The sequence below is a fragment of the Streptococcus sp. Marseille-Q4154 genome, from assembly GCF_916700545.1.
Classification (GTDB): domain Bacteria; phylum Bacillota; class Bacilli; order Lactobacillales; family Streptococcaceae; genus Streptococcus; species Streptococcus infantis_I.
Genome location: NZ_CAKAKN010000002.1, coordinates 281,803 through 300,808 on the forward strand (window position 1 = coordinate 281,803; position 19,006 = coordinate 300,808).

Consider the following 19,006-nt stretch of genomic DNA (forward strand, 5'->3'; position numbering starts at 1 on the left):
GATTGGACTTCTAAAAATACTAATGTTAACCATAGGTTGTACCTCTTTTCTAGGTTTTACCCATACTTTGATCTTAAGATAGTATATGCAATCACCTTAAAATCAAGGTTTTCTAAGGACTTTTCTTATCCTTATGTTCTTAGTATATCACTTTAGTCAGTTTTAGTCAATAGTTTTGACCAAATTTGACTATTTTTTTTTAAAAAATTTTTATAACAAAAAAACCAGTCAGAGTGACTGGTTTTTGATTTACTATTTATAAATCTTAGCTCAATGCATCATCCATTGAAAGAACTTCGTGGAAGACACGTTGTGTTAATTCAGTTTTTTGTTCTGGAGTGAGGTATTTAGTGTTTACACAGTATCCAGAGATACGTACGATTACGTCTTCACCTGACATGATCTTTTCGTAAACATCGTTCAAGTCCATAACGTTCAAGTTAACGTGTTGTCCACCGTTTTCGAAGTAACCATCAAGGATTGTTACCAAGTTATCAACTTGTTCGTCACGAGTTTTACCAAGAGCACGTGGTGAAACTTGAGTTGTCAATGAGATACCATCAGCTGCATAACCAAAGTCAAGGCTAGCAAGTGAGTTCAAGTTTTGCAACCATCCACCTTTAGCTTTGTTAGATGGGTTAGCACCTGGTGAGAAGAATTCAAGTTTAGACAAGTTCACAGAACCATCTTCGTTGAGGTATACACCTTTGTGGACTGGTGAGTTACCAGTTTGTTTAGAGTAAGCAACGTTAGATGTGATTGTCAAAAGTGATACAGTAGCTTCTGCGTCTTTGTAAAGTTTGTGGCTACGTAGACGAGTTGTATAAGCTTCGATCAACCATTCTGCCAATTCGTTTGAACGTGGGTCATCTTCACCCCAACGTGGGTATTCACCGATTGTTTCGTAATCGTAGATGTAGCCATTTTCGTCACGGATTGGTTTAACTGTAGCGTACTTGATAGCTGACAATGTATCAACAGTGTTAGCAAATCCACAGATACCGAATCCCATGTTAGCACGTTGTTTAGTTGGCAAGAAGGCCATTTGAACAGCTTCGTAGTTGTACTTATCAGTCATGTAGTGGATGATGTTCAAAGCATCTACGTAAGTGTCAGTCAACCAGTCAAGAGATTTTTCAAAGTTTGCTTTAACTGATTCGAATTCAAGAACTTCGTCGCGGATTGGTTCGATGTCAAATACTTTATAATCTTTATGAACATCGTCGTAACCACCGTTCAAACCAGTAAGAAGAGCTTTAAGAACGTTAACGCGAGCACCGAAGTACTGGATGTTGTGACGTTGTTCTTCGTTTTCTGGGTCAAGTGGAGACACACAACATGAGATACAGCTCATTTCACCGTATCCATCTTTAGCCATTGTTGTAACACCTTCGTATTGGATTGAAGAGTGTTTGTGGCTCATGTGCATACAGTAGCGACGGAAGTTGTATGGCAATTTGTCAGTCCAAAGAACTGTCAAGTTTGGTTCTGGAGAGTTACCGATGTTATCAAGAGTGTTCAAGAAACGGTAATCCATTTTAGTAACACGGTGACGACCGTCGTTACCCATACCAGCCATAGAAGTTGTGATGAAGGTTGGGTCACCTGAGTACAATTGGTCATAAGCTTTTGTACGAGCAAATTTAACTGTACGAAGTTTCATAACGAAATCATCAATAAATTCTTGGATTTCTGATTCAGTAAATGTACCACGAGCAAGGTCACGTTCTGCGTAGATATCCAATACGATTGGCACACGTCCTAGAGATGTAGCTGCACCGTTAATAACACGGCAGACAGCCATGAAGGCAATGTTTACCCATTGGATAGCTTCTTTAACGTTCATCGCTGGTTTGCGAACGTCAACTCCGTAAAGATCACCCAAGCGTACAACTTGTTGCAATGCTTGATATTGAAGGTTGATTTCTTCACGAAGACGGATTGTTTCTTCATCGATTTCTTCGATTGAGTTCCAATCGTTTACTTTTTCTTGCATCAAGTAGTCTGCACCGTAAAGAGCAAGACGCGCATAAACACCGATGATGCGTCCACGTGAGTATGCATCTGGAAGACCAGTTACAGTGTGAGCGTGGCGAGCACGACGGATGTTTGAAGTGTAAGCACGGAAGATACCGTCGTTAACAGTTGTTACATATTTTGTAAAAATTTCGTGAACAGCTGGGTCTGGCTCGTATCCATTTTCTTTCAAAGTAGTTTCAGCCATACGGATACCACCTTTTGGCATGAAGTTCAATTTGAAGAGTTCGTCATTTTGGATACCAAAGATAACTTCGTTTTCTTTGTCGATGAATCCTGCAGGGATGTCAGCGATAGACGTTGGACGAGTGTCCATTGGGAAACGAGTTTCTTCGTAGTGTGCTTTAGTTTCTTCTACGATTTTTTTGATGTGAAGTGAACGCTCTGTTGGTCCTGCAAGGAAGCTTTCATCTCCATCATAAGGTGTGTAGTTAGCTTGTACAAAGCGTGATACACTTGCTTTTTCTTTCCAGTCAACACCTTTAAAGCCTTCCCAGGCTTTGTCAAAAATGTCCTGTGCTTCAACAACTGTCTTAACAACCATGTTAATGTCCTCTTTTATCTTTCTAGTAACAGCAATCTGTTACATTCATATATTCAGTATAACACACAGTAAACGATTTCAACAAGTGAAATCACACTTTTTAGACACTTTCTTTTATAATACAGTTGTTATTTCAGTGCAAACTGTAGTATATTTTTGAAAAGTAATTAGCTATTTCCTATTTTTTCAGAAAAAAGGTATAATAAGGCTAGATAAACTACCAAAGAAAGGCCATTTCATGCTGATATTTCCACTGATGAATGATTTATCCCGTAAAATTATCCATATTGACATGGATGCCTTTTTTGCTGCTGTAGAAATTCGTGACAATCCTAAACTTAAAGGCAAACCCGTTATTATTGGTAGCGACCCTAGGAAAACAGGTGGTCGGGGTGTTGTTTCAACCTGTAGTTATGAAGCCAGAGCATTCGGCATTCACTCAGCTATGAGTTCTAAAGAAGCTTATGAACGCTGTCCTCAAGCTATTTTTATTTCTGGGAACTACGAAAAATATACTACTGTTGGCCAACAGATTCGAGCTATTTTTAAACGATATACGGATAAAATTGAACCTATGAGTATCGACGAAGCTTATCTAGATGTAACTGAAAACAAGCTTGGTATCAAATCTGCTGTTAAAATTGCTCGTTTAATTCAGCAGGATATTTGGAATGAATTACAATTAACAGCTTCTGCTGGTGTATCATACAATAAATTTTTAGCTAAAATGGCAAGTGACTATCAAAAACCTCGTGGTTTGACAGTCATTCTTCCTGATGAAGCTGAAGATTTTCTCAAACAAATGGATATTGCTAAATTCCACGGTGTGGGCAAGAAAACAGTTGAAAAACTCCATCAAATGGGTGTATATACAGGTACTGACCTTTTAGAGATCTCTGAAATCACTCTCATTGATCGTTTCGGAAGACTCGGCTTTGATCTATATCGTAAGGCTCGAGGTATAGATAACTCTCCCGTCAAATCGAATCGTATCCGTAAGTCCATCGGTAAGGAAAAAACTTATAGTAAGATTCTAAGTCTAGATGAAGATATTAAAAAAGAGCTAACTCTCCTTTCGGAAAAAGTTGCTCTTAGTCTTCAAAAATATGAAAAAAGTGGTAAGATCGTCATTTTGAAAATCCGCTATGCCGACTTTTCTACTTTGACAAAACGAAAAACACTGAATCAACAAACACAAGACTCTGAAGAAATTGCTCAAAGCATTATCCAACTCTATGAAACACTGAGTGATAAAGACAAGGGAGTCCGTTTATTAGGAGTCACTGTGACTGGATTTTAAAAACCTTGAAGGATTCTTCCTTCAAGGTTTTTTTCTTATACAAATAGTCGAATGAAGCTATAAAGTAGTAATACACTACCAAGGACAATACGGTATTTACCAAACACGGTAAAGTCGTGTTTTTTGACATAGCTGGTCAAGAAACGAATAGCAACCATGCTGACTGCAAAAGCCACTACCATTGCTACCAAAAGCAAGAAGAATTGACCAAAACTCAAGACTTCTCCAGCCTTGATAAATTTAAAAATCTTCAAAGCGCTGGCTCCAAACATAACTGGAATTCCTAGATAGAAGGTAAATTCTGTTACCACTGAACGACTAGTACCGTTTAACAAACCACCAATGATTGTTGCACCAGAACGACTAGTTCCTGGTAAAAGGGACAAAACTTGGAAAAATCCAATATAGAGGGCTGTTTTATAAGGTAATTTATCTAACTCAGTAACTGTTGGCTCAATCGCTTGCGCTTTGTTACGTTTTTCAAGAAAGATAAAGGCAATCCCATAAACAATCAACATAATGGCTACTGAAACCTTGTTATGGAAATAGGTATCAAACCAATCATCAAACTTAAAGACTAAGAGAAGAGGAAGAGTCGCCACAAAAACTTTGGACCATAACTGCCAAGTTCTACGAACTTGAACTTTATCCTTACCTGGTTTGAAAGGATTAAGTTTATTAAAGTAGATAACCACAACTGCAAAGATGGCACCAAGTTGAATGACTACATTAAACAAAGACTTAAAAGCTTCAGTTTGGTCTTTATACTGGATAAACTCTTCTGCTAAAATCAAGTGACCCGTACTTGAAATCGGCAACCATTCCGTAATTCCTTCAACAATACCAAAAAAGATTGATTTTAAAATTTCAAAAAAATACATAGATTACTCCTTTTTCTATCCTCCATTATATCATACTTTTAAAGGCTGTGTTGAGTTTTCTTTAGAAAGCACCAACACTTCCACCACCGCCACCGCCTGAGAAACCACCACCAGAGCTACCGCTTCCGGATGATACAGAAAAGGTACTTGCTGTATTTGCGACACTGGCATAATGGCTCATTTGCGCTGTTGAATGGTAAAATATGCTATGCCAACCATAGGCTACATAGAGATTGATATCTGGATTTTCAACTTTGATCTGGTGAACCTTCATCAAATGGCTAACCTTGTCAGCATATCCAAACAAAGTTGCATACACTAATAGACGATTCCAAACAACAATACTTTCCAATTCAGCCTGATTCAGTCGTGCAATCTCACGTAACATATTTTCAAAACTCGTCCAAAGATAATAGACCTCCGCTCCCACTTCATTTAGAACACCATCACGATTATCTAGTCGAAGCTTCCAATAATAGAAAACAGCCAAAACTAAACCTAGAAAACCAAGTACTGGCAAAGGGAGGTAAAAATAAGCATGAACATCTAAACTGTACAAGAACAAACCAAATCCGATAAATAGAGGTAGAATAGTAGAGAGTCCCATACCCACTTGCAAGGCCTTTTCCACACCAGTTAAAGGACGATAGTAATCTGGTAGTCCCCAGAAGGTAACCCGATTTCTCACTCCTTCTTGCATCTCTTTCAATGCTTCTTCGAAAGAGGATTTGAGCTGACGCCCCCTTGCTTGAATCCGTTTTTCATCAGCAGTTTTGGCTCCACGATAAAGACTCTCAGATACCTTGTAATCTGCGAACAAATCGGAGAGAGTTGTTTCTTTTTTGCCTGAAAAGGCCAGATTTAGGCAGTCTTTTTCAAAGCTTGATAAACCATCTTCTTTTACCAGCCTCAAACCAACTGCGTCTCCTTCTGAAATAATAGAGACATTCCCACGGTCAATCACATCTAACAAGGTAGCTTGAATAAGTTGGTCAAAGGTGAATTTACCTGCTCCTTTGGTTAGAGGACTCACTTCCTCCAAGGAGGTCGAGTAGACAGCCTCTGATAAAACCATAGGTTCTAATTCCATCGGCGGTTCATAGAGACGATGATTTTTGGCATATTCGACTGAAGGAGTGGTTTTTCTTCTATAGATATAATAGAAGCAGATACTCAATAACAAGGAGATGGAAAGCATTGAAGGAAATACCCAAGTAACGAGTTGTTTACTCTGATCTTTTTCTCTAACAATCGACTCTTCTATCTTATTAAACTCTTCTAAACGATTCCCTTTTAAGCCCTGATCTGTAGCGCTAGCAAAATCAGTTCGAGGCCAGTATGCATGCAACTCAACTCCGCGCTTAGACGGAAGATTGTCTAAACGAATAGTATAGTCATGACCACTCTGTTCAATCCTTCCCTCTCTATAGAGTTGCCCTGTGTGGAAAAAGAGTTTTTCGGCCCCATTATCTCCCATCACATGAAACTCAAATTTTTCAATAGATTCTGAACTATCTGTTAAGGGTTGCCAATTTAATTCAGCGATATCATCATATAAAAAAAGAAGATTTTTCAATTGCCAGGTAAGTTCCACTTCGACCCTGTCCCCTTCCTGACCTGGATTATAGACTTTAACAGTATAACCATTCGTTTCTTCTGTCACTTCGCTAGTAAGATTTTCGATTTTATGACCATTTTTAGATGCCTCAACCTTTGGCTGAGAATCAATATAAAATCCACTAGGCATCTTGCCAGCACGTCCAAGTCCCACGATTTGGCCCTTAAAGTCCTCCTCAAACTGATAAACTATCTTCTGTCTAAATTCTGCTGTATTGTCTGCATGAATATACAGTTCTCCCTTATAGGATGGAATGCTGAAATCCACGGCAAAAACCAATTTTGGAACAATTATCAGACAAGTAAATATAAGTACTATTAACCATCTTTTTTTCATAATATAGCCTCTTTTGACCTTTTTCTCATTATATCATTTTTTTACAAGTAAGGGTTTACTAAGATTGAAAAAATTCCGCTTTTTCGATACAATAGAGGGAGCCATTTTTAGACTAGAAATAGGAGAAAACATGAAAAAATTATGCTTATCTATCCTTGCTAGCTTAGCCCTTACTCTAGGACTAGTTAGCCAGGTCCAAGCCGATGAATATTTACGCATCGGAATGGAGGCAGCTTACGCACCATTTAACTGGACTCAAGATGACGACAGTAACGGCGCTGTCAAGATTGATGGAACAAACCAATATGCTAACGGTTACGATGTTCAAATTGCAAAAAAAATCGCTAAAGATCTGGGTAAAGAACCACTCATTGTAAAAACAAAATGGGAAGGACTCGTTCCAGCTCTGACTTCTGGAAAGATTGATATGATTATTGCAGGTATGAGTCCAACCGCTGAACGTAAGCAAGAAATTGCCTTCTCAAGCAGTTACTATACCAGTGAACCAGTACTTTTAGTCAAAAAAGATTCAGCCTATGCAAACGCCAAAACACTAGATGATTTTAAAGATGCAAAAATCACTTCTCAACAAGGGGTTTACCTTTATGACTTGATTTCTCAAATTCCAGGCGCTAAAAAAGAAACTGCCATGGGTGATTTCGCTCAAATGCGTCAAGCTCTTGAAGCTGGTGTCATTGACGCTTATGTTTCTGAACGACCAGAAGCTCTAACTGCTGAGTCAGCAAATGCAAAGTTCAAAATGATTCAGCCTGAACCTGGTTTTAAAACTGGGGAAGAAGATACCTCTATCGCTATCGGTCTTCGTAAGGATGACGAACGTATCAGCCAAATCAATGCTAGCATCGAAACCATCTCTAAAGATGAACAAGTTGCCCTAATGGATCGTATGATTAAAGAGCAACCTGTAGAAGCTACAACTACCGAAGAAAACAGCAGTAATTTCTTTAGCCAAGTTGCTAAAATTCTAACTGAAAACTGGCAACAACTCTTACGTGGTGCTGGAATCACACTTTTAATTTCAATTATCGGTACCATCGTTGGTCTCGTTATTGGTCTTGCTATCGGTGTTTTCCGTACTGCGCCTCAATCTGAAAATCAATTTATCTACGTCATTCAAAATATAGTTGGTTGGATTCTCAATATCTATATTGAAATTTTCCGTGGAACTCCTATGATTGTACAATCTATGGTTATCTACTATGGAACTGCCCAGGCTTTCGGAATCAACCTAGACCGTACTCTGGCTGCTATCTTTATCGTTTCTATCAATACCGGTGCCTACATGACCGAAATCGTTCGTGGTGGTATCCTAGCTGTTGACAAAGGACAATTTGAAGCAGCTACTGCACTTGGTATGACTCATAATCAAACCATGCGTAAGATTGTTTTACCTCAGGTAGTTCGAAATATCCTACCTGCTACTGGTAATGAGTTCGTCATCAACATCAAGGATACTTCTGTATTGAATGTTATCTCTGTTGTAGAACTTTACTTCTCAGGAAATACAGTAGCAACACAGACTTACCAGTACTTCCAAACCTTTACTATTATCGCAGTTATCTACTTTGTCCTCACCTTTACAGTAACACGTATCCTACGCTATATCGAAAAACGGATGGATATGGATACTTACACTACAGGTGCTAACCAAATGCAAACGGAGGATTTGAAATAATGAATCAACCCATTCTTGAAATCAAACACCTCAAAAAATCCTATGGACAAAACGAGGTCCTAAAAGATATTTCGCTTACTATCCATAAAGGAGAAGTTATTTCTATCATTGGAAGTTCCGGTAGTGGTAAATCAACCTTCCTACGTTCAATCAACTTACTTGAAACACCCACTGAAGGTAAAATCCTTTATCACGGTGAAAATGTCCTCGAAAAAGGATATAACCTCACTCACTATCGAGAAAAACTAGGAATGGTCTTCCAGTCCTTCAACCTTTTTGAAAATCTAAACGTGCTTGAAAATACAATCGTTGCCCAAACAACTGTACTCAAACGTGATCGTTCAGAAGCAGAGAAAGTTGCTAAAGAGAACCTTGAAAAAGTTGGCATGGGAGAACGTTACTGGCAAGCCAAACCTAAACAACTTTCTGGTGGGCAAAAGCAGCGTGTCGCTATTGCTCGTGCACTTTCCATGAATCCTGATGCCATTCTCTTTGATGAGCCTACATCAGCCCTTGACCCTGAAATGGTTGGTGAGGTTCTTAAAATCATGCAAGATTTAGCTCAAGAAGGCTTGACCATGATCGTCGTAACCCACGAAATGGAATTTGCTCGCGATGTATCACACCGTGTCATCTTTATGGATAAGGGTGTCATTGCAGAAGAAGGCAAACCAGAAGATCTATTTACTAATCCCAAAGAAGAACGTACAAGAGAATTTTTACAACGCTATCTTCGATAAGAAAAAAGACTGCCATTGCAGTCTTTTTTTATATTCCAAAAAATTAAAAGGCAGATTCTTTTCGAACCTGCCTATATCCAAAGACTAATCTTCAAATTTTTCATGATTTTTATTGTAGAAATCAATTAAGCCGAGGGCTGTTTCAAAGGAAATGTTTTTAACTTTTGCACGTCCTTGAGCCAAAGCAATGATAGACATTTCACGCGCATTCGTTTCCTTAGAAATACGATACCCTGTGATCTTCTTATCACGAACCCAGCTAACAACTGCTTCTACTTTTTCAAAGTTAGACTTAGCCATGTTATTCTCCTATTTTTTTCTTTACGCAATTTTATTCTATATGTTTTTATAGTATTTGTCAATTGAAACACATATATTAATAAAGTTATTGCGTTAAGATTATAATTATTTAGCTTTCAAAGCTGATAATATATGGGTTCGAATATCTTCAACTCCATTAGGATTTGCTGGCAAGAATATTGTATTATTTCCTTGTTTATCTGCAAAATTATTCAATGTATCCAAATACTGATTGGTTAATAGGATTGACATAATTTGTTCTTCAGTTAATTCGACATTGGCTCCTTTTAACTCTTTAATAGAATCAGCAAGTCCATCAACAATTGCTTTCCGCTGCTCTGCGATCCCCACACCATGGAGGCGATCTTTTTCTGCCTCAGCTTCTGCCGCTGTAACGATCTTAATTTTATCTGCTTCAGCCAATTCTTGAGCTGCCACTCTCTTACGTTGGGCAGCATTAATTTCGTTCATTGATTGTTTGACTTCTGCATCCGGCTCAACTTTGGTAATGAGCGTCTTAACGATAATATACCCATACGTTGACATTTCTTCCGCTACTTGTTTTTGAACTTCTAATGCAATTTCATCTTTTTTCTCAAACAATTCATCCAAAGTTAACTTAGGAACAGATGAGCGCAATGCATCTTCAATATAAGATTTGATTTGAGCTTCAGGTCTCATCAATTTATAGTAAGCGTCTGTAACGTTTAACTCATTTACACGATACTGAGTTGCGACATTCATAGTCACAAAAACGTTATCTTGGGTTTTGGTTTCAACCACGATCTCACTTTGTAAAAGGCGTAGCTGCACACGAGCTGCAATTTTGTCAATGCCAAATGGTGCCCGTAGATGAATACCACTATTACTTAACTTTTGATACTTACCAAATCGTTCGATAATTGCAACAGACTGTTGACGAACGACATAAACAGAGCTCACTAACACAGCTCCTACAATAAGCATTAGAATCACTAGAACAAGTAAAACTTGTAAAACCATGGGAATCTCCCCCTTTCTTCACTTACATTATAGCACTCGTATATAGGTTAGGCAAATGATATGATAAAAATTTTATAGGATATTAAACAAGCATATTATATAGAGTTTCATTCCCATTCAAGTTAATATAAGACGGATCAAATTTCTCCATTCGGTGAATCAAACCCGCATAATCATGCTTGTTAGCAAGGGCAATCCCGATTAAGACTGGCCCTGTTCCCTTGCTAGCACGTTTAATATACTCAAAACGTGTGATGTCGTCATTCGGTCCTAAAATATCATTTACAAACTCGCGAAGTGCACCTGGACGTTGTGGGAAGTTTACCACAAAGTAATGCTTGATGCCATCATAAATCAAGGCACGCTCTTCCATCTCTGGCATACGGTTGATATCGTTATTTCCTCCAGAGATGATACAACAAATAGTCTTACCCTTTATATAATCTGACAGTACTTCCAAGGCTGCCACACTAGCAGCACCTGCAGGCTCAGCTACAATCCCCTGTTTAGAGTAAAGATCTATCAATGTCTCAGAGATTAAACCTTCATCCACTCCGATGAGCGTTTCAACATTTTTACGGGTTGCTTCATAGGTCAATTGCCCAACCTTCTGCACAGCAATCCCGTCTGCAAACTTATCAATTTCTTTAAGTTTAACCGGACCTCCAGCCTCAAAGGCTGCCTTCATGGAACGAGCTCCGTTGGCTTCTACACCTAGAACTTCAATATCCGGATTCATTTCCTTTATATAAGTAGAAACTCCTGCAATGAGTCCTCCACCTCCTACAGGCACCAAGACAGTATCAAAATCAATGGATTCTTTTCGCGCTTCTTCTAAAATTTCATAAGCTACTGTTCCTTGACCAGCTTGAACATAGGGATCATCAAAAGGATCAATAAACGTACGATTTTCAGCAACTGTATAGTCTTGAGCTGCCTTGGCCGAAGCATCAAAGGTATCTCCTACCAATTTGATAGTTACAAAATCTCCACCAAAGAAACGAACCTGACCAATTTTCTGTTGAGGCGTTGTAATTGGCATAAAGATTGTTGCAGGAATTTTCATCTCGTTACAAGTGTAGGCAACACCTTGAGCGTGATTTCCCGCTGATGCGCACACTACTCCACGTTCACGTTCTTCCTTAGTCAATTGTGAGATGGCATAATAAGCTCCACGAATTTTAAAAGAGCGGACTCGTTGAGCATTTTCTTTTTTGAGATAAATTTTAGCTCCGTATTTTTCTGATAAGTAATGATCATATTCTAGTGGCGTATTGACTACGACACCACTCAGAACCTTGTGGGCCTTCACCACATCTTTTGCACTAAGCATAATCTTCTCCTTGATTCTTTTTCAAGATAAAAAGCGGGTTAGGTACCCCCCAACTCGCCTTCTATTTTTATTCTCAAAAATTAGTTGTAGATTTTGAATGCGTCATCGTCGTTTTTACCAACAAATGGCATTGCTTTACGCAATTCTGCACCAACCTTTTCAATTTCAAGGTTAGCTGCTTGTTCACGGTAAGCAGTCAATTTTGGACGTCCAGCTTTGTAGTCGTTCACAAAGTCGTTGGCAAATGTACCATTTTGGATATCAGCAAGAACTGCTTTCATGTTTTCTTTCACTTGTTCAGTGATGACACGTGGACCTGAAACGTAGTCACCGTATTCAGCTGTGTTAGAAATTGATTGACGCATTTTCTTGAATCCACCCTCGTAGATCAAGTCAACGATGAGTTTCATTTCGTGAAGCACTTCAAAGTAAGCCAATTCTGGAGCATACCCAGCTTCAGTCAAAACTTCAAAACCAGCTTCGATAAGGGCAGTCAAACCACCACAAAGAACTGCTTGTTCACCAAACAAATCTTCTTCAGTTTCTTCTTTGTAAGTTGTTTCCAAAAGACCAACACGCGCTGCACCAACACCTTTACACCAGTCCATAGCGATGTCTTTAGCATTTCCTGTAGCATCTTGGTATACAGCGTAAAGTGCTGGAACACCAAAGCCTTCTTCGTAAGTACGACGTACCAAGTGTCCTGGCCCTTTAGGAGCACACATGAAGACATCTACATCTGCAGGAACTTTGATGAATTCGAAGTGGATGTTAAAACCATGCGCAAATCCAACTGCATTCCCAGCTTCCAAGTTTGGAGCAATTTCTGCTTCGTACAATTCTTGTTGGATTTCGTCTGGTGCCAAAATCATGATAACATCAGCCAATTTAGTTGCTTCTGCTACTGTATAAGTATCAAAACCATCTTCTTTTGCCTTATCAAAAGATTTACCTGGACGAACACCGATGATTACATCGTGACCTGAATCACGCAAGTTTTGAGCATGAGCATGACCTTGTGAACCATAACCGATAACAGCGATTTTTTTACCATCAAGTGCTGCTACTTTTACATCTTTTTCGTATTCCATTTGAACTGCCATAGTTTTTCTCTCTTTTCTATTATTTATTGCCTTTTAGGCTGGTTTAACAAATTTAAGTTATTTTTTACTCAATGAAAATCAAAGAGCAAATTAGGAAGCTAGGCGCAGGCTGTACTTGAGTACGGCAAGGCAAAGCTGACGTGATTTGAATTTGATTTTCGAAGAGTATTAATCGCGGGTAAATCCAGTTGCACCCGTACGAGCGATATTCTTGATACCGTACGGTCGAATAACCCGAATCAAAGCTTCACTCTTTTCCGCATTTCCAGTCATCTGAACAGTAATGGAGCTCGGAGCCACATCAACAACAGTTGCACGGAAAGGCTGGATAATAGCTAAAATTTCTGCCCGCTTCTCCGCAGGCGCTGAGACCTTGATCAGAATCACTTCACGCTCGAGATGCGGTTTATCTGTGATATCACGGACACGAATAACGTCGACCTGACGGTTGAGTTGTTTGATGATTTGCTCCACTTCATCGTGAGATGCAACATCAATGATAATGGTAATCCGTGACACATTAGGATTTTCTGTCGCCCCTACCGAGATACTCTCAATATTGACTTGGCGTCTAGACAAAACACCGGTAAAACGATTGAGAACTCCTGACCGGTTTTGAAGTTTGGCTGTTAACATTCTACGCATTAAACTTCACCCCCAACATCTCATGATTACTCTTACCAGCTGGTACCATCGGTAAAACATGCTCTTTACGAGAAATATCTACCTCGATAAACATTGGTACATCTTCCAAGATGACTTCCAAATCCTTTTCTAAGGTTTCAGGATTATCAAATTTATAATTCTTAATTCCATAGGCTTGAGCCATCAATTGGAAATCTGGGAGGCTATCAAAGACTGACTCTGATGTTCGACCATCGTAGAAGGCTTCTTGCCATTGACGAACCATCCCAAGTGAATGGTTATTAAGCATGATGACCTTGATTGGAATCTTGTAGATATTCAAGATTGCCAATTCCTGATTGGTCATTTGGAAACCACCATCACCGACAAAGAGCACGATCTCCTTATCTGGATTAGCAATTTTTGCCCCAATGGCTGCAGGAACTCCAAATCCCATGGTTCCTAGTCCACCTGAAGTTACGAGTTGACGCTCGTTTTGGTATGGATAGTATTGAGCTGTCCACATTTGGTGTTGTCCGACGTCAGTTACGACAATGGCATCACCCTTAGTCAATTCACCAATTCGTTCAATAACTGCTTGTGGTTGGACAACACGTTCCTTCTTATCATAAGAACGAACACGATTCTTATCTTTGGTAACTTTTTCAATCCATTTTTCAGTATTGTTACGAACGATTGGCTCCGCTAGTAACTGTTGCAAGGCCTTTTTAGCATCTCCAACAACTGGAATATCAACTGCGATAATCTTACCAATCTCTGCTGGATCGATATCGATATGCGCTACTTTGGCATTCTTCGCAAATGTCTTAGGATTGCCAGTCAAACGGTCATCAAAACGACAACCAATCGAAATCATAAAATCAGCTTCAGTCATTGCGATATTGGCTGCAAAGGAACCATGCATCCCACCCATTCCTAAAAATAGTGGATGGCTAGTTGCAATTGTCCCCTGTCCCAAAAGACTGGTAACAACAGGAATTTTATAACGCTCTGCAAATTCGTTTAACTCCGCTGCAGCCTCTGCATAGCTAATCCCACCACCAGCCAACAAAACTGGCTTCTTAGCCTTAGAGAGTTGCTTCAAGATCTTCTTGATTTGCATCTCATTAGGCTCTAGAGTTGGTTGATAACTTGGTAAATCTATCTCTGAAGAATAGACGAAGTCCGTTTCAAGAGCTGAAACATCTTTTGGCAAGTCAATAACAACTGGTCCTGGACGACCGGTAGTCGCAATGTGCACAGCCTCTGTAATCACACGTGGAATATCCGCCGTCTCTCGAACCTGGTAGTTGTACTTGGTAATCGGCATGGTAATACCGACAATATCTGCCTCTTGGAAAGCATCCTTACCGATTCCCGCTCTTGCCACCTGACCTGTGAAGACCAAAAGGGGAACACTGTCACTCATAGCATCTGCAATCCCAGTAATGGCATTGGTAGCTCCTGGTCCACTTGTGACGACTGCGACACCAAGTTTCCCTGTTGACTTAGCATAACCTTCTGCTTCATGAAGACAACCTTGTTCATGCCGACCTAGAATATGGCGAATGCCTTTAAAATTATAAATAGCATCATACAAAGGCAATACAGCCCCGCCTGGATAACCAAAAATCGTATCGATTCCTAGGTCACGGAGCGTTTCCAAAACGAGTTCTGAACCTGACTTTGGTGAGTCTAAAATGATTTTCTCCATCGTTCCCCTTTCTCTTCTCAATAAAATGACTTGTTTCTATAATACCATTTTTTCAAAAATTTTCAAGACAAAAGAAACAATTTTCTGAATTTTCTATCTAGATGCTTTACAATATCAAATAGATTAGAAAGTTTATACGTATTTTTACCTTTTAATAGAAAAAAGGTTGAGACAAAATGTCCCAACCTTTTGATTATTTACTAATTAAAGTGAGTTAACGTCAACCTTGATACCAACACCTTGAGTAGTTGTGATTGTCAAGCTTGTTACGTAAGTTCCTTTTGCTGTAGCTGGTTTAGCTTTTTGGATTGTTTCGTTGAATGCTTTGAAGTTTTCAACTAACTTGTCAGCTTCAAATGAAACTTTACCGATGATAGCTTGTACGATACCTGCACGGTCAGCACGGTAAGTGATTTTACCACCTTTAGACTCTTCAACTGCTTTAGCAACATCCATTGTTACAGTACCAGTTTTAGGGTTTGGCATCAAGTTACGTGGTCCAAGGACACGTCCAAGACGTCCAACAAGAGCCATCATGTCAGGTGTAGCGATAACTACGTCGAAGTCCAACCAACCGTCGTTGATTTTAGCAACAAGGTCGTCTTCACCAACGAAGTCTGCACCAGCAGCTTTAGCTTCTTCAGCTTTTGCACCACGTGCAAATACAAGAACGCGAGCTGTTTTACCAGTACCGTTTGGCAATACCATTGCTCCACGGATTTGTTGATCAGCTTTTTTCACGTCGATGTTCAAGTTGTATGCAACTTCTACAGTTGCGTCAAATTTTGCAAAGTTAGTTTCTTTTGCAAGAGCTACAGCTTCTTCTACGCTGTATGCTTTTGTGCTGTCGATTTTCTCAAGAGCAGCACGAAGTTGTTTGCTTTTTTTAGCCATTTTCTATTCTCCTTGTAAGTGGTTCAATCGATTTTCATCTCCCACGTCACTTCTCGAAATGATGAAGTCTTGCGGGTTATATAGGGAAGTTATTGATTAGTCAACAACAGTGAATCCCATAGAACGAGCAGTACCTTCGATCATACGCATTGCAGACTCAATGTTTGCAGCGTTCAAATCTGGCATCTTAGTTTCTGCAATTTCTTGTACTTGTGCACGAGTAACTGTAGCAACTTTAGTTTTGTTAGGTGTACCTGATCCTTTTTCAACACCTGCAGCTTTTTTCAAAAGAACAGCAGCTGGTGGTGTTTTAGTAACGAAAGTAAATGATTTATCTTCGTATACTGAGATAACAACTGGAATGATCATACCAGCTTGATCAGCTGTACGAGCGTTGAACTCTTTTGTGAATCCCATGATGTTGATACCAGCTTGACCAAGAGCAGGTCCAACCGGTGGAGCTGGTGTAGCTTTACCAGCAGGGATTTGCAATTTTACAAGTTTTTCGACTTTTTTAGCCATTTTTAAATCCTCCTTTGTGGTTTTGGCGGTAATTTAGAGATTTTTACCTCCCACAAGTATGTTTTACACATACCCTACTATTATACACTAATCTATCTCAAATGCAAGAGAAAAATTCTATTTTTAGAGAAATTTTATTACTGAATTTGGCTATTATTTCTTTCGTGAAAGAGTTCTGAACTACAAACAAAAAACCGCTCTGTTTTGAGCGATTATAAGAAATAATAAAGTTTAGTAGGAATCCAGTTTTAAGAGCAGGCTTTTCCCTTTTTCAGTACTTCCACTTTCCACAAATCCAAGGGACTCAAAACATCGTCTGGAGGCATAATTGAAATCATAGATTTCTTGAACTTTCAATTGTTTCCAACCCTTTTTCCGAGCTAGATCAATCAAAGTCTTCAATACCTTGCGTCCAATTCCTTGATGTTGATAAGTCGGATTGCCAATCACAATAGGAAGATTCTCCTGAGATAAGGTTACATCCCCAATTGGAAACCACTCTCCCTTTTCTCTAAACTCAATCCAAAACAAATCCCCGTGTTTTTCTAAATAGGAATACATAGCATTCAATTTTTCTACATTATAGGGGCTTCTGACTCCATCTACAAATTCAACCAAATCCACATCTTGATACCAGGCCAAAGCTGCATCCTGATGATCTGCTAAAAAATAAGGAACTAGACGTAGGAAATCATCTATCTGAATGATTTTTGTCATCATTTTCTACTCCTAATACTAGCTCCGCTGCTTGATTAAAACCATCACACCAGTTGTACCATTTTGCTTCATACTCATCTTGGGCTAAGATATGATTTTTTAAATCCAGAACAGAGTAAATCTTTCTTTCCTCACAAGCTTGTGCATAGAGATGATATAGTTCATCACCACCATCTTTATCCCACTCAGCAGAAATCGTATCCCGACCTGCTAACAAAGCTTGGTAAGCTCTGTGATGCCCATCTGTAATCAGCAAGCGATCTCCAAATGCAAGAACACTGATTGGATCCATATTGATGATTTCAGCCGACTGATAAAGCATCTGGATATCTTGCAACTTCTTTTCTGATAAGTATAGTTGAGTTGGATGAAGATTTTTTATCTTGACTTCCATTTTTTCTCCTCAAGAAGAGTTAATATCTACTTTTGTTTGCCTGTAAAGCGCCATTGAAAGCGAAGTTTGTCATAAAATGGAAATTCAATGAATAGAATTCCAAGACCCAGACAGAGACTGGCAAGAACATCTGATGGGTAATGAACTCCCAGATAGACTCTGGAAATGATTACACTTACTAGATAGATTCCCAGTAAAATCTGGAGAATGAGCTTTACAGTCCTATCTTTCACTCTCTGTCCCACAATGATAATTAGAGAACCGATTAGGAGGGTTACTGCTAGCGAGTGACCACTAGGGAAAGAAAAGCCCTCTTCTTCGACCAAGTGTAAAATTTCAGGTCGGGGACGTTGATAGATGTATTTTAAGGACACAATTAAAATTCCAGCCAAACTAAGATTGCCAGCTACTAAAAGGCTTTCTGACTTCCACTTTTTCAGATAAAAAATAACAGTCAATAGAATTGCCCAAGAAATAACGATTGGTAAGTCAATCAGACGAGTAATCCCTCGAAAGATAGTTGTCAATATAGCTGGTAAATCTCCACGGATTGCTGTCTGGATAGACGAATCAAATGGTATCAATTGTTCTGGATAAAACTTAACGACATAACCCAGAATTACAAATAGTAAAAGGGCAAAAGAGCCCTTTGTTAAATATGTTTGTTTATCTTTCATAGTATTTCAAAGTTGGTTTCAAGAGGACAAATAATAACCAGAATGAGATGGCAAAGATGACTCCTTCAATCAAATTAAATGGTAAGACCATTGCCAACAAGTAATTACTAAGTCCTAGAATGTTCTCTATATCGAAGTTAGCAAATTTTGCGTACAAAGGTACAGCATAAACGTAGTTTAGAACTAACATGGCTAAAGTAAGACCAATCGTCCCTGCTAATGAAGCTAGGACAAAACGCATGGTTGTACGCTCTTTTTTCCAAATCAGACCAAAAGCAAGAACAAAGACTCCTAAGGCTACGATATTCATCGGCAAACCAATATAGGTACTAACTCCTTGGTTGTTCAGAAGGATTTTCAGCAAGGACCGAAGGAATAGTACTCCTAAAGCAGCTGGTAAATCCAAGACTACCAAACCTACAAGAACTGGTAAGATACTGAACTCAATCCTTAAAAAGGCTGCTGCCGGTAGAAGCGGAAAGTCAAAGTACATCAACACAAATGAAAGTGCTGATAAAATTGCAATGGTCGAAAGTCGACGTGTGTTTGTCATAACAGGTTCCTCCAATTTTCT

Annotated in this window: 18 protein-coding genes; 3 read left to right on the plus strand and 15 right to left on the minus strand. The window is 39.1% G+C overall.

The window, feature by feature from the left end; genetic code table 11:
* Positions 1-265: 265 nt before the first annotated feature.
* Entirely contained in the window at positions 266-2,581 is a 2,316-nt protein-coding gene (gene pflB / locus LG369_RS06555) for a formate C-acetyltransferase (RefSeq protein ID WP_004251975.1), read from the minus strand.
* 238 nt (positions 2,582-2,819) lie between these two features.
* Between pflB and dinB the strand changes: the two genes are divergently transcribed.
* Positions 2,820-3,881 carry a DNA polymerase IV gene (gene dinB, locus LG369_RS06560; RefSeq protein ID WP_004251973.1) on the plus strand — a complete coding sequence of 354 codons (1,062 nt, stop codon included), beginning with the start codon at positions 2,820-2,822 and terminating at the stop codon, positions 3,879-3,881.
* Positions 3,882-3,916: 35 nt separating this feature from the next.
* Here the strand turns inward: dinB and LG369_RS06565 are convergent, their stop codons facing one another.
* Positions 3,917-4,762 carry an undecaprenyl-diphosphate phosphatase gene (locus LG369_RS06565; RefSeq protein WP_225750672.1) on the minus strand — a complete coding sequence of 282 codons (846 nt, stop codon included), beginning with the start codon at positions 4,760-4,762 and terminating at the stop codon, positions 3,917-3,919.
* Positions 4,763-4,823: 61 nt separating this feature from the next.
* Entirely contained in the window at positions 4,824-6,716 is a 1,893-nt protein-coding gene (locus LG369_RS06570) for a DUF2207 domain-containing protein (protein ID WP_225750673.1), read from the minus strand.
* Between the two features lie 130 nt (positions 6,717-6,846).
* On the opposite strand from LG369_RS06570, the gene LG369_RS06575 reads away from it, so the two are divergent.
* Positions 6,847-8,412 carry an ABC transporter substrate-binding protein/permease gene (locus LG369_RS06575; protein ID WP_225750674.1) on the plus strand — a complete coding sequence of 522 codons (1,566 nt, stop codon included), beginning with the start codon at positions 6,847-6,849 and terminating at the stop codon, positions 8,410-8,412.
* Positions 8,412-9,152 (plus strand): amino acid ABC transporter ATP-binding protein, encoded by a 741-nt coding sequence (locus LG369_RS06580; RefSeq protein WP_004251965.1) that lies wholly within the window; start codon positions 8,412-8,414, stop codon positions 9,150-9,152. Before LG369_RS06575 ends, LG369_RS06580 begins: the two co-directional genes overlap by 1 nt.
* Before the next feature lie 84 nt (positions 9,153-9,236).
* Here the strand turns inward: LG369_RS06580 and LG369_RS06585 are convergent, their stop codons facing one another.
* The 12 genes from LG369_RS06585 to LG369_RS06640 all read right to left on the minus strand — a co-directional run bounded on the left by LG369_RS06585 (position 9,237) and on the right by LG369_RS06640 (position 18,985).
* Complete coding sequence (locus LG369_RS06585) at positions 9,237-9,452, minus strand: hypothetical protein (protein ID WP_004251963.1); 216 nt, start codon at positions 9,450-9,452, stop codon at positions 9,237-9,239.
* A 105-nt stretch (positions 9,453-9,557) separates the two neighbouring features.
* Positions 9,558-10,454: an SPFH domain-containing protein gene (locus tag LG369_RS06590; RefSeq protein WP_178895385.1), complete on the minus strand. Its 897-nt coding sequence runs from the start codon at positions 10,452-10,454 to the stop codon at positions 9,558-9,560.
* 82 nt (positions 10,455-10,536) lie between these two features.
* A complete protein-coding gene (gene ilvA, locus LG369_RS06595; protein WP_225750675.1) occupies positions 10,537-11,787 on the minus strand; it encodes a threonine ammonia-lyase IlvA in 1,251 nt (416 codons plus the stop codon).
* 80 nt (positions 11,788-11,867) lie between these two features.
* Entirely contained in the window at positions 11,868-12,890 is a 1,023-nt protein-coding gene (gene ilvC / locus LG369_RS06600) for a ketol-acid reductoisomerase (RefSeq protein WP_004251959.1), read from the minus strand.
* Positions 12,891-13,058: 168 nt separating this feature from the next.
* A complete protein-coding gene (gene ilvN, locus LG369_RS06605; RefSeq protein WP_004251957.1) occupies positions 13,059-13,535 on the minus strand; it encodes an acetolactate synthase small subunit in 477 nt (158 codons plus the stop codon).
* Positions 13,528-15,228 (minus strand): acetolactate synthase large subunit, encoded by a 1,701-nt coding sequence (locus tag LG369_RS06610; protein WP_225750676.1) that lies wholly within the window; start codon positions 15,226-15,228, stop codon positions 13,528-13,530. Before LG369_RS06610 ends, ilvN begins: the two co-directional genes overlap by 8 nt.
* Before the next feature lie 204 nt (positions 15,229-15,432).
* Positions 15,433-16,122, minus strand: a complete 690-nt coding sequence (rplA, locus tag LG369_RS06615) for a 50S ribosomal protein L1 (RefSeq protein ID WP_001085672.1) — start codon at positions 16,120-16,122, stop codon at positions 15,433-15,435.
* Between the two features lie 96 nt (positions 16,123-16,218).
* Entirely contained in the window at positions 16,219-16,644 is a 426-nt protein-coding gene (rplK, locus tag LG369_RS06620; protein WP_001085808.1) for a 50S ribosomal protein L11, read from the minus strand.
* A 231-nt stretch (positions 16,645-16,875) separates the two neighbouring features.
* Positions 16,876-17,361: a GNAT family N-acetyltransferase gene (locus LG369_RS06625; protein WP_225750754.1), complete on the minus strand. Its 486-nt coding sequence runs from the start codon at positions 17,359-17,361 to the stop codon at positions 16,876-16,878.
* Positions 17,336-17,755, minus strand: a complete 420-nt coding sequence (locus tag LG369_RS06630) for a chromosome partitioning protein ParB (protein WP_225750677.1) — start codon at positions 17,753-17,755, stop codon at positions 17,336-17,338. The genes LG369_RS06625 and LG369_RS06630 overlap by 26 nt, the downstream gene beginning before the upstream one ends.
* A 26-nt stretch (positions 17,756-17,781) precedes the next feature.
* Positions 17,782-18,432 (minus strand): phosphatase PAP2 family protein, encoded by a 651-nt coding sequence (locus LG369_RS06635; RefSeq protein WP_006147957.1) that lies wholly within the window; start codon positions 18,430-18,432, stop codon positions 17,782-17,784.
* Positions 18,422-18,985 (minus strand): ECF transporter S component, encoded by a 564-nt coding sequence (locus tag LG369_RS06640; RefSeq protein ID WP_006147956.1) that lies wholly within the window; start codon positions 18,983-18,985, stop codon positions 18,422-18,424. Before LG369_RS06640 ends, LG369_RS06635 begins: the two co-directional genes overlap by 11 nt.
* Between the last annotated feature and the right edge of the window lie 21 nt (positions 18,986-19,006).

Excerpts from the sequence above, each read along its gene's own strand:
- pflB (WP_004251975.1), bottom strand. The coding sequence starts at position 2,581 with ATGGTTGTTAAGACAGTTGTTGAAGCACAGGACATTTTTGACAAAGCC.
- dinB (WP_004251973.1), top strand. The coding sequence starts at position 2,820 with ATGCTGATATTTCCACTGATGAATGATTTATCCCGTAAAATTATCCAT.
- LG369_RS06565 (WP_225750672.1), bottom strand. The coding sequence starts at position 4,762 with ATGTATTTTTTTGAAATTTTAAAATCAATCTTTTTTGGTATTGTTGAA.
- LG369_RS06570 (WP_225750673.1), bottom strand. The coding sequence starts at position 6,716 with ATGAAAAAAAGATGGTTAATAGTACTTATATTTACTTGTCTGATAATT.
- LG369_RS06575 (WP_225750674.1), top strand. The coding sequence starts at position 6,847 with ATGAAAAAATTATGCTTATCTATCCTTGCTAGCTTAGCCCTTACTCTA.
- LG369_RS06580 (WP_004251965.1), top strand. The coding sequence starts at position 8,412 with ATGAATCAACCCATTCTTGAAATCAAACACCTCAAAAAATCCTATGGA.
- LG369_RS06585 (WP_004251963.1), bottom strand. The coding sequence starts at position 9,452 with ATGGCTAAGTCTAACTTTGAAAAAGTAGAAGCAGTTGTTAGCTGGGTT.
- LG369_RS06590 (WP_178895385.1), bottom strand. The coding sequence starts at position 10,454 with ATGGTTTTACAAGTTTTACTTGTTCTAGTGATTCTAATGCTTATTGTA.
- ilvA (WP_225750675.1), bottom strand. The coding sequence starts at position 11,787 with ATGCTTAGTGCAAAAGATGTGGTGAAGGCCCACAAGGTTCTGAGTGGT.
- ilvC (WP_004251959.1), bottom strand. The coding sequence starts at position 12,890 with ATGGCAGTTCAAATGGAATACGAAAAAGATGTAAAAGTAGCAGCACTT.
- ilvN (WP_004251957.1), bottom strand. The coding sequence starts at position 13,535 with ATGCGTAGAATGTTAACAGCCAAACTTCAAAACCGGTCAGGAGTTCTC.
- LG369_RS06610 (WP_225750676.1), bottom strand. The coding sequence starts at position 15,228 with ATGGAGAAAATCATTTTAGACTCACCAAAGTCAGGTTCAGAACTCGTT.
- rplA (WP_001085672.1), bottom strand. The coding sequence starts at position 16,122 with ATGGCTAAAAAAAGCAAACAACTTCGTGCTGCTCTTGAGAAAATCGAC.
- rplK (WP_001085808.1), bottom strand. The coding sequence starts at position 16,644 with ATGGCTAAAAAAGTCGAAAAACTTGTAAAATTGCAAATCCCTGCTGGT.
- LG369_RS06625 (WP_225750754.1), bottom strand. The coding sequence starts at position 17,361 with ATGACAAAAATCATTCAGATAGATGATTTCCTACGTCTAGTTCCTTAT.
- LG369_RS06630 (WP_225750677.1), bottom strand. The coding sequence starts at position 17,755 with ATGGAAGTCAAGATAAAAAATCTTCATCCAACTCAACTATACTTATCA.
- LG369_RS06635 (WP_006147957.1), bottom strand. The coding sequence starts at position 18,432 with ATGAAAGATAAACAAACATATTTAACAAAGGGCTCTTTTGCCCTTTTA.
- LG369_RS06640 (WP_006147956.1), bottom strand. The coding sequence starts at position 18,985 with ATGACAAACACACGTCGACTTTCGACCATTGCAATTTTATCAGCACTT.